The sequence below is a fragment of the Pseudomonas sessilinigenes genome, assembly GCF_003850565.1.
GTDB classification, from domain to species: Bacteria; Pseudomonadota; Gammaproteobacteria; order Pseudomonadales; family Pseudomonadaceae; genus Aquipseudomonas; species Aquipseudomonas sessilinigenes.
Map to the genome: position 1 here is coordinate 4,026,312 of NZ_CP027706.1, position 15,057 is coordinate 4,041,368.

At 65.2% G+C, this 15,057-nt stretch carries 12 protein-coding genes; 10 read left to right on the forward strand and 2 right to left on the reverse strand.

What is annotated here, in order from left to right; all coding sequences use genetic code 11:
• Positions 1-26 precede the first annotated feature (26 nt).
• The 10 genes from C4K39_RS18605 to C4K39_RS18650 all read left to right on the forward strand — a co-directional run bounded on the left by C4K39_RS18605 (position 27) and on the right by C4K39_RS18650 (position 12,176).
• Complete coding sequence (locus C4K39_RS18605; protein WP_124347152.1) at positions 27-2,345, forward strand: heavy metal translocating P-type ATPase; 2,319 nt, start codon at positions 27-29, stop codon at positions 2,343-2,345.
• A 107-nt stretch (positions 2,346-2,452) separates the two neighbouring features.
• Positions 2,453-3,322, forward strand: coding sequence for a LysR family transcriptional regulator (locus tag C4K39_RS18610; RefSeq protein ID WP_068575439.1), 870 nt, complete (start codon positions 2,453-2,455; stop codon positions 3,320-3,322).
• Positions 3,323-3,583: 261 nt separating this feature from the next.
• Positions 3,584-3,799, forward strand: coding sequence for a hypothetical protein (locus C4K39_RS18615; protein WP_053133871.1), 216 nt, complete (start codon positions 3,584-3,586; stop codon positions 3,797-3,799).
• 206 nt (positions 3,800-4,005) lie between these two features.
• Complete coding sequence (locus tag C4K39_RS18620) at positions 4,006-4,749, forward strand: hypothetical protein (protein ID WP_124347153.1); 744 nt, start codon at positions 4,006-4,008, stop codon at positions 4,747-4,749.
• A 25-nt stretch (positions 4,750-4,774) separates the two neighbouring features.
• The gene (locus tag C4K39_RS18625; RefSeq protein WP_164487304.1) at positions 4,775-6,427 is read left to right on the forward strand and encodes an IucA/IucC family protein; all 1,653 of its coding nucleotides are present in this window, start codon (positions 4,775-4,777) and stop codon (positions 6,425-6,427) included.
• A 122-nt stretch (positions 6,428-6,549) separates the two neighbouring features.
• Positions 6,550-7,626 (forward strand): putative 2-aminoethylphosphonate ABC transporter ATP-binding protein, encoded by a 1,077-nt coding sequence (locus tag C4K39_RS18630; protein ID WP_068575442.1) that lies wholly within the window; start codon positions 6,550-6,552, stop codon positions 7,624-7,626.
• A gap of 1 nt (position 7,627) precedes the next feature.
• Entirely contained in the window at positions 7,628-9,352 is a 1,725-nt protein-coding gene (locus C4K39_RS18635) for a putative 2-aminoethylphosphonate ABC transporter permease subunit (RefSeq protein WP_068575443.1), read from the forward strand.
• Positions 9,353-9,398: 46 nt separating this feature from the next.
• Positions 9,399-10,424: a putative 2-aminoethylphosphonate ABC transporter substrate-binding protein gene (locus C4K39_RS18640; RefSeq protein WP_068575444.1), complete on the forward strand. Its 1,026-nt coding sequence runs from the start codon at positions 9,399-9,401 to the stop codon at positions 10,422-10,424.
• A gap of 61 nt (positions 10,425-10,485) precedes the next feature.
• The gene (locus C4K39_RS18645; RefSeq protein WP_124347155.1) at positions 10,486-11,619 is read left to right on the forward strand and encodes a TIGR03364 family FAD-dependent oxidoreductase; all 1,134 of its coding nucleotides are present in this window, start codon (positions 10,486-10,488) and stop codon (positions 11,617-11,619) included.
• Positions 11,619-12,176 carry a phosphonate degradation HD-domain oxygenase gene (locus C4K39_RS18650; RefSeq protein ID WP_124347156.1) on the forward strand — a complete coding sequence of 186 codons (558 nt, stop codon included), beginning with the start codon at positions 11,619-11,621 and terminating at the stop codon, positions 12,174-12,176. The genes C4K39_RS18645 and C4K39_RS18650 overlap by 1 nt, the downstream gene beginning before the upstream one ends.
• Positions 12,177-12,278: 102 nt before the next feature.
• Here C4K39_RS18650 and C4K39_RS18655 read toward each other — a convergent pair whose 3' ends face one another.
• Both C4K39_RS18655 and C4K39_RS18660 read right to left on the reverse strand, forming a co-directional pair.
• Positions 12,279-13,655: a GTPase/DUF3482 domain-containing protein gene (locus C4K39_RS18655; RefSeq protein ID WP_124347157.1), complete on the reverse strand. Its 1,377-nt coding sequence runs from the start codon at positions 13,653-13,655 to the stop codon at positions 12,279-12,281.
• Entirely contained in the window at positions 13,648-15,027 is a 1,380-nt protein-coding gene (locus C4K39_RS18660) for a DUF2868 domain-containing protein (protein ID WP_124347158.1), read from the reverse strand. The genes C4K39_RS18655 and C4K39_RS18660 overlap by 8 nt, the downstream gene beginning before the upstream one ends.
• Positions 15,028-15,057: the final 30 nt, after the last annotated feature.

Consider the following 15,057-nt stretch of genomic DNA (forward strand, 5'->3'; position numbering starts at 1 on the left):
AAGCACCTTCATACGGACGCGACCCCATGAGCGATTCCCTGCACAATCCGCGCAAGCCCGCCCAGCATGCCCATGCTGGCCACGATCACGATCACGATCACGATCACAGCCATGCCCACGCTGCCGTGGGCAAGCTGCAGCCGCTCAAGTCCCACGATCACGCCAGTCATGGCGGTTCCTGCTGTGGCTCCGCGGCTGCTGCGCCAGCCCGGGTGGTCCTGGGCGAGGCATCGGCTGCCGGGGCGCGGTTGAGCAGCTTTCGCATCGAGGCCATGGATTGCCCCACCGAACAGACCCTGATCCAGAACAAGCTGGGCAAGCTGGCCGGCATCCAGGCCCTGGAGTTCAACCTGATCAACCGGGTGCTGGGCGTGACCCACGACCTGCCGAACATTGCGCCGATCGTCGAGGCCATCAAGTCCCTCGGGATGCATGCCGAACCCCTGGAGGCAGGGAGCGATAGCCAGCCTGCCAGTGCGCAGCCGGTGAAGAAACCCTGGTGGCCGCTGGCGCTGTCCGGCGTCGGCGCGCTGGCTGCCGAAGTCATTCACTTCACCAGTGCCGGGCCGGATTGGCTGGTAGCGCTGGTGGCCCTGGTCTCGATCCTCAGCGGCGGGCTGGGCACCTACAAGAAGGGCTGGATCGCCCTGAAGAACCGCAACCTCAACATCAATGCGCTGATGAGCATCGCCGTGACCGGCGCCGTGCTGATCGGCCAGTGGCCAGAGGCGGCCATGGTGATGTTCCTGTTCACCGTGGCCGAGTTGATCGAGGCTCGCTCCCTGGACCGCGCGCGCAATGCCATCAGTGGCCTGATGCAGATGACCCCGGAGCAGGTCACGGTGCAACAAACCGACGGTAGCTGGAGCGAACAGGAGGCGAAAAGCGTCGAGCTTGGCGCGTTGGTGAGGGTGCGCCCGGGTGAGCGCATCGGCCTGGATGGCGAGGTGACCAGTGGCAGTTCCACCATCGACCAGGCACCGATCACCGGTGAAAGCCTGCCGGTGGAAAAGACCGTGGGCGACAAGGTGTTCGCCGGCACCATCAACCAGGCCGGCGCCCTGGAATACCGGGTCACCGCTGCGGCCAACAACTCGACCCTGGCGCGGATCATCCACGCCGTGGAACAGGCCCAGGGAGCACGGGCGCCGACCCAGCGCTTCGTCGACAGTTTCTCGAAAATCTACACCCCGGCGGTGTTCGCCTTCGCCTTGGCGGTGGCGCTGATTCCCCCGCTGTTCATGGGTGGCCTGTGGTTCGACTGGATCTACCGCGCCCTGGTGCTGCTGGTGGTGGCCTGCCCGTGCGCCCTAGTGATCTCGACCCCGGTGAGCATCGTCAGCGGCCTGGCTGCCGCAGCGCGCAAGGGCATCCTGGTCAAGGGCGGGGTCTATCTGGAAGGTGGCTACAAGCTGGATTACCTGGCCCTGGACAAGACCGGCACCATTACCCATGGCAAGCCGGTGCAGACCGACTTCCTGCCCCTGGACCCGCTGGCCAACGACAGCGCCCCGGCCCTGGCCGCCAGCCTGGCTGGCCGTTCAGATCACCCGGTGTCCCTGGCCATCGCCCAGGCGGCTGTGGATCAACAGCTGGCCATGCACCCTGTGGATAACTTCGCGGCCCTGGCTGGCCGTGGCGTGCGCGGTGAAATCGACGGCCAGTTGTACCACCTGGGCAACCACCGCCTGGTGGAGGAGCTGGGCCTGTGCTCGCCAGCTTTGGAAGAAAAGCTCTTCGCCCTGGAGAAGCAAGGCAAGACCGTGGTCCTGCTGCTGGACAACAAGGGGCCGCTGGCGCTGTTCGCGGTGGCCGATACGGTCAAGGAGTCCAGCCGCGAAGCGATCCAGCAACTGCACGAGCTGGGCATCAAGACCCTGATGCTCACCGGCGACAACCCCCACACCGCCAAGGCCATCGCCGCTCAGGTAGGCATCGACCAGGCCCGGGGCGACCTGTTGCCCACCGACAAGCTGCAAGCCATCGAGGACCTGTATGCCCAGGGTCACCGGGTGGGCATGGTGGGCGACGGCATCAACGATGCCCCGGCCCTGGCCCGGGCGGAGATCGGCTTCGCCATGGCGGCCGCCGGCACCGATACCGCCATCGAGACTGCGGATGTCGCGCTGATGGACGACGATCTGCGCAAGATCCCGGCCTTCATCCGCCTGTCGCGCCAGACCTCGGCAGTGCTCAAGCAAAATATCGCCCTGGCCCTGGTGATCAAGGCGATCTTTCTTGGGGTAACCTTTGCCGGATTGGCCACCATGTGGATGGCCGTGTTCGCCGACATGGGGGTCAGCCTGTTGGTGGTGTTCAACGGCCTGCGCCTGCTGCGCAAATAGGACACCGTAGCTGCAAGCAACTGAGGGGGAATCAGAGTGATGAACTCACGCACACCGGCTTCAGCTTGCGGCTTGCCGCTGAAAGCTTGCAGCCGCGGTAAGCCGTCATGCTGAGTGCCGAGCTGAAGGCTTTCTACATGGTCGCCCGGCTGGGCAGCATCACCCAGGCGGCGAAGAAGCTCGGCCTCAGCCAGCCCACGGTGACCACCCAGATCCGCAACCTGGAAAGCCAGTACTCGGTGGAGCTGTTCTACCGCGGTGGCCGGCGCCTGAGCCTGAGCGACGAGGGCGCGCGCTTGCTGCCGATGGTCAAGGAGCTGTTGCAGAAGGAGGCCGATATCGAGTTCTTCCTGCGTAACAGCGGGCAGGTCCAGGGCACGTTGCGGATCGCCGCCACCGCGCCGTACTACATCCTCGACCTGGTGAAGACCTTCCGCCAGCACTTGCCCCAAGTGGAGGTATCGGTGGAAATCGGCAACTCCCAGCAGGTGCTGGAGGCCCTGGAGGAATACCGGGTCGATGTGGCAGCCTCTTCCCAATTGCTGGAGGACTCGCGCCTGGTGCGCCGGGTGCTGGGCAGCGACCCGCTGGTGCTGGCGGTGCATCGCAATCACCCCCTGGCGGCCCTGGAGCATGTGCCGCTCAGTGCCCTGGCTGGCCATACCCTGCTGATGCGCGAGCCGGGTTCCACCACCCGCAGCCTCACTGAGGCGCTACTCAAGAGCGCCAACGTCAGCTTTGGCCCGTTGCTGGAGATTGGCAGCCGTGAATCGATCCGCGAGGCGGTATTGCGCAATATCGGCATCAGCATCATCGCCCGCCAGGAGGTTCCCCACGATCCGCAACTGCGGGTGCTGACCATCGAACATGCGCCGCAGATCGTTGAATACCTGTACTGCCTCAAGGAGCGCAAGAACGCCCGCCTGCCGGCAGCCTTCCTCGGCCTGGCCCAGGAAATGGCCCCGGCTTTACCCTGAACTCCAGGGTATATCCAAAGTTAATTTGTCCTATTGCAGTTAGTTGCATCAATAGTCGGCGGTTTTATGTGTCCAGGGCATCGGACTACATGCTTTTAATTAGTCGCTATGGACTGTAAAGATCGACTAATAGTGAATTCTCATAATTCTCGGATACTAATCGCGTTTTATATCTGGCCGTCCGTCCGCTTGGGCCAGATGTATAAGAACCATGCACTAACGTTGCGCGTGGGGGTCACTGAACGCAACGAGGATGGAATCATGAAGAAGGACGAAACAGGTACGGCAAAAAAACCAGGGCGGTTGTCGGAGTCGCTCAAGAAGCTGGCGGACGACGGGCATACGGTGAAAATCGTCGGCTCGATCAAGAACGGCAAGCTGGAGATCGACCCTGAGTCCCTGGCCGAGCTGAACAGGACGCACCCGCAGGCCAACTTGTCTTTCGTGGCGGTTAACGCTCCGTTCAGAACGCACTAGCTGACATATCCGAAGCATGACTATTGAAACTCTGCACACTGGAGTGGCTGGGGTATGTCGGAGATATTCGCTGCCCCAGTTCTTTCGACTATTCATCGCGCAGAGTTCGGTAGTTGCTGCTGGTTGATCTTTCCAGGTCCGGGTTGCCTGTAACAACACTGTGCAACTCCTGGCTCTTGCTTCACTTCCACGCAGGAGAGTGCGTCATGAGCGACATTGCCCATTCCACCCTTCAGGCACTGCGCCAACAGAATGTGCCGTTGCTGTTTCATTACGACGACCTGCTCTGTAATGCCTGCCAGAAAAGTCCGCCGTTGTTCGGTGAAACCACTTATGCCGATATCTACCATGAAGCCGCGTGCGATCCGCAATGGCTGGCGATCTCCCTGATCACCAATGCCGAGCGTGAAGGGGATGGCGCCACTCGCTTGTGGAGCCTTGCGGCCAGTACGCCCGATGCCGGGCTAGCCGCGCAGATACGCCAGCACGCCATCGATGAGTCCCACCATGCACGGGCCTATGTACAGATGCTGGACATCGCTTTTCCCGGGGCGGTGGACCGCAAGCTCCACGCCCAGTTGCTGACGCTGTCTCCCGGCTATTCCCGGCAACAAGCGCCGGTGGCGGTGCCCGGCTCGGCCTTTGCCCACCCCATTACCCTGGACGACCTGATCCAGATGAACATCGCCGAGATCCGCACTCGCGTGCATCACTTGATGCAGCGGCCGATCCTGCTGCAGTTCTGCCCGGTGGACAGCAGGCCCCGGTTGGCGCGGATCCTCGATCGCCTGCTGCTCGATGAAACCCGACATGTGGCCTACACCGCACGGCTCATCGAAGGATTCTGCACCCAGGGCGAGGCGGCACAGGCCAAAGCGTTGATGCTCGAGCGCATGGATGACTTCGATGCCATTACCCGCCATGAACTTGAGCTGCGGGTCTTCGAATGAGCGGTTCAACCCCAGGATGAAGGACATGCGCCCTCCAGCGACGGTATCCCTGGCGACGGTCAGGCACTGGTGCCTGTGCAATGGCCTGGACAGGCAGGGCCTGCGTGCGATCTACCGGGAAGCCCACCTCATCTGCATGGCGCGCCTGTTGCACTACGTGTTTCTCGAGCATTTATGCGATGAGCGGATAACCCGCGTGGCAGGCGAGGGCGGCCTGCGCTTGTGCCTGGGGCTGGGGCCAACGTTGCAGATGCAGTTGGTGGGCGATGCTCCACAGGTGTATTTCGAGTTGCTCGCCAACCCCAGGCTGGACGACGCAGGCCAGTGCCGCGATCTGGCCTGGTCCGGGCCCTTCTTGCGTGCCCTGAGCCAGGTGCTTGCAGGAACGCCCTATGACAGGCACTTGCCGGCGTTGGCGCACGACTACCGCAACAGCTTCTGCAACCTGATCCTCAACCTGGCGCTGGGTCGGCGTGCCGGGCAACCCGGGTGTGCCATCGAGCCGGTGTGCCGGGGCCATGGCTATTATCCGTTTCCGGCGCTGCGGATCGGCCCCTGCATCCAGGACGTGGTCGATGTCTCGAACCTGTCGCCAGAGCCGGTCCCGCTGTTCCTGGTGAATGCCGCCGGTTTCAGGTTCCACTCCAGCGACTATGCGGACCCGCAGTCTTGCGCGCAGCATTGGGGCGGGCCGGATATGGCCGGCCAGGAGGGCCTGTTGCCTGTCCATCCCTGGCAACTGCGACTGTCTCCGGTCGTCCGCGAGTTGCTGCGCAGGGACCTGGTATCCCTCGCGCCGACCCAACTGCAAGTGGTGCCCCTGGCTTCCCAGCGCACTTGCCGGGTGCTGGCGACAGGGTACGACGTCAAGCTGGCGCTGGATGCCACCCTGACCGGGGAGCGTCGCTTGTTGTACCGCCTCAATAGCTACAACGCGCCCTTCGTTTCCAGCATCGTCCGTGAGGTCCATGGGCGCAGCGAGATTGCCAGCATCGGCTTCCAATACGACGTCGCCTCCCTGTGCTGGGACGATGCCCTGGTCAGCGAACACCTGAGCGCCATCGTCAGGGGGCCTTGTCTGGCAGGAGATGGCGAGGTGGTGGTGCCGGCCCTGAACCTCTGGAGCCCGACCGGACAGGCCGCGACCCTGCTGAAGCTGGACAGCCACAGCGACCGCCTCGATAGCTTCCGGCGCTACGCCGAGGTGCTGATGAGCGGCCCGTTGCAGCTTTGCGTGCAATGGGGCATCTGCCTCGAACCGCATATGCAGAACAGCTACATCGTTCTGCGCGCTGGCAAGCCGGTGCGGCTGTTACTGCGTGACCTGGACAACACGATCATGGACCCGGCCCGGGTGCGCCCCATCTGCCAGGAACTGCGTGTACCGCTGGCGCCCGATACCTGGACCCACATGCCGGATGTCCTGATTGGCCAGGGGCGGCTGGTCCACGCGATGCTGCATGGGCACCTGTACCTGGTCATGCATTGGCTGATCAAGCACAGGGGCATGGCGCTGGCCGAGCTGGAGCCGTGCCTGGAACAGCACTGGCAAGGATTGGCTGCCCGATTGCGCAGTACCTCGGGCCAGGGCGAACTGCAGCGGCTACGGGCCATGGTGGGCTCCACCAAGCACTCCCTGAGCATGCGCCTGGAGCAATCCTCGAACATGAAGTTCTGAGACCGGGGCCGAGCACCAACCCAAATCTGCCAATACCGCTATCGGCAACTTTTATCTGATTGCCATAAGACCTACGCATTCGTTCCCTAGGATGGCCTGCATCTGCCAGATGAGGTCCGTCCATGAACAACTCCCCCGCAACCGCCCTGAGCAACCCTGGCGCGCCGATGAAGGTGCGCGGCATCCAGAAGCGCTTCGGCGCCTTCACTGCCTTGGATAACGTGTCCCTGGACGTGGCCGCTGGTGAGCTGGTGTGCCTGCTGGGGCCGTCGGGCTGCGGCAAGACCACCTTGTTGCGTTGCATCGCCGGCCTGGAGCGCCAGGATGCGGGCGAGTTGTACCTGGGCCAGCGTGACGTCTCGAACCTGGCGCCGCAGGCCCGGGACTACGGCATCCTGTTCCAGTCCTATGCGCTGTTCCCCAACCTCACGGTGGAGGCCAACATTGCCTATGGCTTGGCTGGCAGTGGCCGTGACGAAGCCCGCAAGCGCGTGGCGCAGATGCTCGAACTGGTGGGCCTGACCGGCAGCGAGAAGAAATACCCCGGCCAGTTGTCCGGCGGCCAGCAGCAGCGGGTGGCCCTGGCCCGCGCCCTGGCCCCTTCGCCGTCGCTGTTGTTGCTGGACGAGCCGATGTCGGCCCTCGACGCCCGCGTGCGCGAGCACCTGTGCACCGAGCTGCGCCAGCTGCAGCGACGCTTGGGCATCACCACCCTGATGGTGACCCACAACCAGGACGAGGCCATGTTGATGGCCGACCGCATCGCCGTGATGAACAACGGCAAGGTCGAGCAGTACGCCACGCCCCAGGAAATCTACGATCGTCCGGCCACGCCGTTCGTCGCCGAGTTCGTCGGCCAGGGCAACTGGCTGCCCTTCAGCCGCAGCAGCGACAGCCATGCCCAGGTCGGCGGGATGAACCTGCGCCTGGCCGACGACTCGGCCAAGGCCGCCTCGGGACGCCTGTTCTGCCGTCCGGAGGCCATCAGCGTGAACCCGCCGGTGCATGAGGAAAACCTGTTCCCGGCCAAGGTCCGCGAGATCACCTTCCTCGGCAACCGCTGCCGCATGAGTTTCGAACTCAACCAGTTGCCGGGGCATCCGCTGCTGGCGGAGCTGGCACCGGAGGCCATGCCGCGCCTGGGAGCCCAGGACATCTGGGTGGCCCTGCCACCGCGCAGCCTGCAGGTGTTTGCCTGAGATGGCCGTCGAAATGTCCCTGCCGCTACCCGCCAAACGGGCGCGCCAGGTTTCCCGTGCCGAGATTGGCGATCGAGTGTTCGTCATCGGTGGCAAGGTTTTGCTGCTGGTGTTGCTGGGGGTAGCGGTGCTGCTGCCGCTGCTGGCGATCTTCTGGCGCGGTTTCAGTGCCGAGGCCGGGCAGGGCGGTGGCTGGCTGGCCGCCCGCGAGCTGGTGACCAGCGCCAACTTCCACTGGCTGCTGGGCAACAGCCTGAAAGTCTCCCTGAGCGTGGCCGCCATCGTCGTGCCCCTGGCCTACCTGTTCGCCTACGCCCTGCAACGTACCTTGATCCCCGGCAAGGGCATCTGGCGCGGGCTGTCGCTGCTGCCCTTGATGGCGCCGTCGATGCTGCCGGGCATCGCCCTGGTCTACCTGTTCGGCAACCAGGGCCTGCTGCGCGGGCTGTTTGCCGACAACATCTACGGTTTCTGGGGCATCGTCCTGGGCGAGGTGATCTACACCTTTCCCCATGCCCTGATGATCCTGCTGTCGGCGCTGTCCCTGGCCGATGCGCGGCTGTTCGATGCCGCCTCGAGCATGGGCGCGAGCCCGGCCAAGGCGTTTCGCAGCATCACCTGGCCGGCTACGCGGCAAGCGGTGTTCGCCGCGTTCTGCCTGGTGTTCACCCTGACCATCACCGATTTCGGGGTGCCGGTGGTGGTGGGCGGGGACTACCAGGTGCTGGCCCTGGAGGCCTACAAGGCCGTGGTCGGGCAGCAACAGTTCGGCCGTGGTGCGCTGATCGGCATGGTGCTGCTGGTGCCGGCCCTGTTGAGCTTCGGCGTCGATGCCTGGTTGCGCCGGCGCCATGGCGACTCCATGAGCGGCCGGGCCCAGGTGTTCAAACCGACCCCCTCGCGGCTGCGTGATGGCTGCTACCTGGTCATCGTGCTGCTGATCTGCGCGGCGCTGCTGCTGGTGTTCGGCATGGCGGTGTACTCATCGCTGGTGAAGTTCTGGCCCTACAACCTGTCGTTGTCGCTGAACCACTACCAGTTCGACGAAACCGCCGGCGGCGGCTGGCTGGCCTATCGCAACAGCCTGACCATGGCCCTGTGCACGGCGCTGATCGGCAGTGTGGTGATCTTCACCGGGGCCTACCTGATGGAGAAAACCAGCGGCCAGCGCGGCTTGAACCTGGCCCTGCGCATGCTCAGCTTCGTGCCCATGGCGGTACCCGGGCTGGTGCTGGGCCTGGGCTACGTCTTCTTCTTCAATCTCAACGGCAATCCGCTGCATGTGTTCTACGGCAGCATGGCGCTGCTGGTGGTGTGCACCATCGCCCACTACCTGACCACCGCGCAGATGACCGCCACCACCGCCCTGCGCCAGCTGGACGCGGAGTTCGAGGCGGCGGCGCTGTCCCTCAAGGCGCCGCTGTACCGCCACTACCTGCGGGTCACGGTGCCGATCTGCCTGCCGGCGCTGCTGGACATCGTGCGCTACCTGTTCGTTTCGGCCATGACCACAGTCTCGGCGGCAATCTTCCTCTACAGCCCCGACACCATCCTGGCCGCCGTCGCCGTGCTGAACATGGACGACGCCGGCAACGTCGGCGGCGCCGCGGCGATGTCGACCCTGATCCTGTTCACCTCGATCGGCGTGTCGCTGCTCCTGGCCGGTGCTTCGCGCGGCCTGCTGCGTCGCTCCCAGGCCTGGCGCCAGACGGCGCCCGGTCATTGAATTCACCCAACCACCCACTGATCCGCACTCACCAAGGAACCGCACCATGTTCAAGCCTTTGGCTCTTGCCGCTTCTGTCCTCTGCGCTGTCAGCCTGAACGCCTTTGCTGCGAAGACCGAGCTGACGGTCTACACCGCCCTCGAAGCTGAACAATTGAAGACCTACAAGCAGGCCTTCGAGCAAGCCAACCCGGATATCGAGATCAAGTGGGTGCGTGACTCAACCGGGATCATCACCGCCAAGCTGCTGGCGGAAAAGGACCGTCCACAGGCTGATGCCGTCTGGGGGCTGGCGGCATCCAGCCTGGCGATCCTGAATCAGCAGAAGATGCTGCAGAACTATGCGCCCAAGGATCTGGACAAGATTGGCGGCAACTACCGCGATGCCGCCAATCCACCGGCCTGGGTCGGCATGGACGTGTGGGCCGCCACCATCTGTTTCAACACTGTGGAAGCCAAGAAACAAGGCTTGAGCAAGCCGGTGAGCTGGCAAGACCTGACCAAGCCTGAGTACAAGGGCAAGATCGTCATGCCCAACCCGGCCTCCTCGGGCACCGGTTTCCTCGATGTCAGTGCCTGGTTGCAGACCTTCGGCGAGAGGCAGGGCTGGAAATACATGGATGACCTGCACCAGAACATTGGCCAGTACGTCCACTCCGGCTCCAAGCCGTGCAAGCTGGCCGCCGCCGGCGAGTTCCCCATCGGCATTTCCTTCGAGTACCCGGCCGTGCAGCTCAAGCGCAAAGGGGCACCGCTGGACATCGTGCTGCCCAAGGAAGGCCTGGGCTGGGAAATCGAGGCGACTGCGGTGATCAAGGGTACCGCCCACGAGGAAGCGGCCAAGAAACTTGCCGACTTCTCTGCCAGCCCAGCGGCCATGGAGCTGTACAAGGAAAACTTTGCCGTATTGGCCCAGCCGGGTATCGCCAGGCCGCAGACCGAACTGCCCGCGGACTACGAGCAGCGTTTGATCAAGAACGACTTCACTTGGGCCTCGAAGAACCGCGACGAGATCCTCGCCGAGTGGCGCAAGCGTTATGACGGCAAGTCGGAGAAGGTCGCCGCGCAATAACGACAGGTACTTGCCGTGGCGGGGGAGCTTGCTCCCTCGCCATAACCAACGAGACATGAACATGACCAACCACAGCGATCTGCTGATCGTCGGCGCCGGCATCCTGGGCCTGTCCCACGCCTATGCGGCGGCCAAGCGCGGTTTGCGGGTGCACGTATTCGAGCGCAGCACGACGCCCCAGGGGGCGTCGGTGCGCAACTTCGGCCAGGCCCTGGTGACCGGCCAGCCGCCGGGCACCATGCTGGATCTGGCCAGGGCCAGTCGTGAGATCTGGGCCGACTGGCAGCAACTGGCCGGGCTGCAGCTCAAGCGCAATGGTTCCTACCTGTTCGCCCGTACGGAGGCCGAGGAGCAACTGCTGGAAGCCTTTTGCGCCGGGCGCGCGCGGGAGCATGGCTATCGGGTCGAACTGTTGCAGGGGGCGGCGCTCAACGATTTGTACGGCGGCCAGTTCCGTCATCACCGCGCTGCCTTGCACGGTCTGGACGACCAGCAGCTGTATTCGCGCGAAGCACTGCCGATGTTGATCGACTACCTGCGCCGGGATTTGGGCGTGCAGTTCCACTTTTCGACTCTGGTGCGCGATATCGAGCCAGGCCTGCTGCGCAGCACCGCCGGGACCTTCCAGGCACCGCGCATCCTGCTGTGCTCGGGGCATGACTACCAGACCCTGCTGGCCGAACAGATCGCCGCCCTGCAGCCGCAGATCTGCCGCCTGCAAATGTTGCGCGCCCGGCCCCAGGTCAACCTGAACCTTCAGCATGCCCTGCTCACCGGCCTGAGTTGCGTGCACTACGGCGCCTTCGCTGACCTGCCCGAGGCGGAGGCGGTACAGGCGCAGATCCTGCGCGAGGCTGCGCATCTGCATGAGCACGGTATCCACCTGCTGATCAGTCCGACGCCTTATGGCGAGCTGATCATCGGCGATTCCCATGACTACGGCAGCGATCCGTCGCCTTTCAACAGCGAACAGGTGGACAGCTGGCTGCTGGAGCTGGCCGAACAGACCCTGGGCTGCAAGGTCCAGGTGGTGGAGCGTTGGCAGGGTGTCTATGGCGCCCGTGGACCGGGGCCGTTCTCATTCCTGCAAGCGATGCCCGGGGTGCATGCGGCGTTGATGCACACCGGCGTCGGCATGAGCGTCGGCCCGGCGCTGGCCGAGCGCAACATCGCCCAGTTGCTGGAGGAAGCCTGATGGACCGCGAACGGGCGATCGCCGAGGTCTTCGGCCTGTACGAGCGTTTTGGCGACCATGACTACATCGGCGAGCCAATCTCACAGATCGAGCATATGTCCCAGGCCGCGCAGCTGGCCTTGGCCGAAGGGCACGACGATGAAGTGGTACTGGCGGCGTTCTTCCACGATATCGGGCATATCTGCCAGCAAAATGCTGAGAGCATGGGCGGTTTTGGTGTGGTCAGCCATGAACGGCTGGGGGCCGACTACCTGCGCCGGGCCGGTTTCAGCGAGCGTATGGCGAAACTGGTGGAGTACCACGTGCAGGCCAAGCGCTACCTGACCTTCAAGGAGCCGGGGTATTTCCAGCGCCTGAGCGAGGCCAGTCGCCGCACCCTGGAGTACCAGGGCGGGGTGATGACGGCCGAGGAAGCCACGGCATTCGAGCAGGACCCGCTGTGTGCGCTGAGCCTGCGCCTGCGCCAGTGGGACGAACAGGCCAAGCAGGAGTGGGTGCCGGTGATGGACCTGCAGATCCTCAAGGACAAGGCCGCAGCCCTGCTGCAACCCCTGTAGCCGCTGTCGAGCCTGCGACAAGGCCGCCAGGCCTTCAGCGATCTTGCAGCCGCCGTGGCCCTGCGGGCCATGCGCAGCCTGCGGCAGCGGCTACACGCAGGATTACAGGTCCTGGGCCAGGATTTCGATCTGCTCCTGGCGTTCGGCCTGCTCCAGGCGCTTGCCGGGGTTGAGGGACGACCACTGCGGGTGGGCCCGGGCTTTGTCCAGGGCTTGCGGCAGCTTGCCCTCGCGCCAGCTTTTATCCTCGGGGGTGGCCAGTTGGATGCTCTCCAGCGCTGCGTGCCCGCGCAGGTCCAGGGCCTGCACCAGCTGTTTCTGACGCAGGGCCAGCAGGCGTAGCACGCTATCGTCCACGGTCAGTTCGCGCTGGCCCTTGAGCTTGCCCAGCAGGCGGTTGCCGTAGCTGCGGGCGGTTTGCAGGGCGCCGCCGGCGATGGCCCCGGCGATGGCCGCCGCGCCCAGGGTCAGGCCACCCACCAGCAGGTCCACTCCGGCCCCGGCCGCCGCGCCAGCGGCGATCCCACTCCCGACCCGGACACCCAGCAGCTTGAGGGTTTCAGGATTGAACAAGTCATCGCCCCAGCGCCCGTCCAGCAATGGCAGGTCGCTGGCGCAGGCATCCTGGGGACGGAAGGCGTACAGCTTGAGCAAGGCCTCGACGCAGCGCTGCTCGCGCTGGCGTACGTCCTGGCGCAGGGTGGCGACGGCCTGGCGCTCCTGCTCGGCGTCGCTGGCCACGCTGCGCCGGCATGCCGCGCAATCCACCAGCAGCTCGGCGATCAGCCGTGCTGCGCTGTGGCGGCGTGCCAGGCGCTGGGCCTGCTGGTCGTCGATCAACCGCTGCAGCGCCGGGCGGGCCTGTTCGAGCAGCAGCCCGAGGCTTTCGTACAAGCGCCGTTCGCCGTCTTCCGGCGGGGCCACGCTGTCAAACCGCACCAAGGCGTGCAGCCCCAGGCGGGCCAGGGCTTCGCGCCAGTCAGCTTCGCGCTGGGTGGCGCTGCTGACGAAGTTCAGCACCGGCAACAGCGGTTTGCCGCAACCGGCCAGCACTTCCAGTTCGTCGCGGTACTTGGCCAGGACCGGTTCCCGGGCATCGATCACATAGAGCCCGGCATCCGAGGCCAGCAGCTGGCGCAGGACCTTGGCTTCCTGCTCGAAGCGCTGGCGCGCCTCGCTGCCATCGAGAAAGCGTGCCAGGCGCGCCGGGCCATCCAGGCGCTCGCCGGGCCGCTCCAAGCGTTCCAGGTAGTCCAGCAGGGCGATGGCGTCTTCCAGGCCCGGGGTGTCATAGAGCTCCAGCAGCGGCTGGCCATCCACCGACAGCCGCGCGCCTTCCACATGGCGAGTGGTGCTGGGGCGATGGGATACCTCGCCAAACTCCACATCCCGGGTCAGGGTGCGCAGCAGCGAGGTCTTGCCGACGTTGGTGTGGCCGACCACCGCCAGTGTCAGCGGCCGGGTGCGGGCATCAGTCATGGCCGGTCTCCAGCCAGTTGAAGGGCGCGCAGTCGGCGAACGGCAGTTGCAGTCGCTCCAGGGCGGCGTGCCAGTCGCCCAGGCGATCAGCGTCCAGGGCCTGGCCGGCTGGGGCCTGCAGCAACCAGATGCGGGTGGCGCCGGCATTGCGGGCCAGTTCGGCGATCAACCCCAGGCTACCGCGGTCGGGGGAGCGCCGAGGGTCGCAGGCGATCAGCAGGCGGGCAGGGGGGAAGCGGCTCATCTGCTCCAGCAGGCGGTGGCGCGATTCGCGGTTGTCGAGGATCCCGGCGTCCTTGACCGCTTCGGGCAACTGCGGCGGCCAGGTGCGTTGGTCGTCCAATTCGATGGCCACCAGCAAGGCACCGCTGCTGTCCAGGCTGCTGCTGCCGCCGGCGATCTGATGCAGGTGTTCCGGCGCCAGGTCGTTGACCCCCAGGCGTTCGCTGCTGGGCATCAGGCGCTCGCGCAGCTGGGCGTAGCCGGGCAGCTTGAGGTCCAGTTGCAGGCGGGCCCGGCCGTGGACCCAGCGCCAGCGGCAAAGCAGCATCAGCACCAGGCGCGGCAGCACGCCGTAGATCACCAGCGACGCCACCAGCCACACCGCCCAGGACTGGCGCACCAGTTCGGTGTTGTAGACGTCCCGGGTACTGGCCTGGATCATTTCCACGGTCGGTACGCCGAAGCCCAGGGCCCGTGGGCCGGCACTCAGGAAGTTGGTGATCGAGACGAAGGCGTCGGCCCCCAGCAGGGTGCTCTCCCAGACGAAGTCGTAGCGATGGGTAATCAGTTGCGCCAGCAGCATGCTCATGGCGCTGAGCAGGGCCAGCAGCCACAGGCCGTGGACCAGGGTGCCCAGGGCCCAGCGGTTGAGCTTGTGGCGTTGCAGCAGGAGCAGCAACGCCGGCGGCAACTGGGCGGCCTTGGCATCGCGCGAGCATTTTTCACTGAGCCACAGCCACAGGCGGCCCAGCCCGGAATCGTGGCCGCCGAACAGCAGCAACCCGGCCAGCCAGCCCAGCAGCAGGAGCAGGTTGATCCCCAGCAGGCTGCCCAGGGCCCAGAACACATTCACCGGCTCCCGGGTGTTGCCCAGGGCGCTGAAGGCCAGGCCGGCCCCGCTGAGGACCGCCAGCACCGCCAGGACCAGGAAGGCCAGGCGTGCCCCTTGCCACCAGTGCAGCAGCGCGCTGTCCAAGCCGTCGCGCCGGGCCAGCCACAGGGCCCGGGCCTGGATCCGGCTGGCCAGGTCGCCACCCTGTTGCCGGGCCACGCGGTTGGCTTCCTGGTCATCCAGGGGGCCGGCGTGTTCCTCGCGCAGGCGCACGGTTTCGGTCAGCCACAGTCGTTGCAGGGGAGTCATTGCAGTCACGCGTCATTCCATCGCTCAAGAGTGCGCTGA

What these genes read in the sequence shown, in the direction of transcription:
- C4K39_RS18605 (WP_124347152.1), top strand. Translation starts at nt 27, where the DNA reads ATGAGCGATTCCCTGCACAATCCGCGCAAGCCCGCCCAGCATGCCCAT.
- C4K39_RS18610 (WP_068575439.1), top strand. Translation starts at nt 2,453, where the DNA reads ATGCTGAGTGCCGAGCTGAAGGCTTTCTACATGGTCGCCCGGCTGGGC.
- C4K39_RS18615 (WP_053133871.1), top strand. Translation starts at nt 3,584, where the DNA reads ATGAAGAAGGACGAAACAGGTACGGCAAAAAAACCAGGGCGGTTGTCG.
- C4K39_RS18620 (WP_124347153.1), top strand. Translation starts at nt 4,006, where the DNA reads ATGAGCGACATTGCCCATTCCACCCTTCAGGCACTGCGCCAACAGAAT.
- C4K39_RS18625 (WP_164487304.1), top strand. Translation starts at nt 4,775, where the DNA reads ATGCGCCCTCCAGCGACGGTATCCCTGGCGACGGTCAGGCACTGGTGC.
- C4K39_RS18630 (WP_068575442.1), top strand. Translation starts at nt 6,550, where the DNA reads ATGAACAACTCCCCCGCAACCGCCCTGAGCAACCCTGGCGCGCCGATG.
- C4K39_RS18635 (WP_068575443.1), top strand. Translation starts at nt 7,628, where the DNA reads ATGGCCGTCGAAATGTCCCTGCCGCTACCCGCCAAACGGGCGCGCCAG.
- C4K39_RS18640 (WP_068575444.1), top strand. Translation starts at nt 9,399, where the DNA reads ATGTTCAAGCCTTTGGCTCTTGCCGCTTCTGTCCTCTGCGCTGTCAGC.
- C4K39_RS18645 (WP_124347155.1), top strand. Translation starts at nt 10,486, where the DNA reads ATGACCAACCACAGCGATCTGCTGATCGTCGGCGCCGGCATCCTGGGC.
- C4K39_RS18650 (WP_124347156.1), top strand. Translation starts at nt 11,619, where the DNA reads ATGGACCGCGAACGGGCGATCGCCGAGGTCTTCGGCCTGTACGAGCGT.
- C4K39_RS18655 (WP_124347157.1), bottom strand. Translation starts at nt 13,655, where the DNA reads ATGACTGATGCCCGCACCCGGCCGCTGACACTGGCGGTGGTCGGCCAC.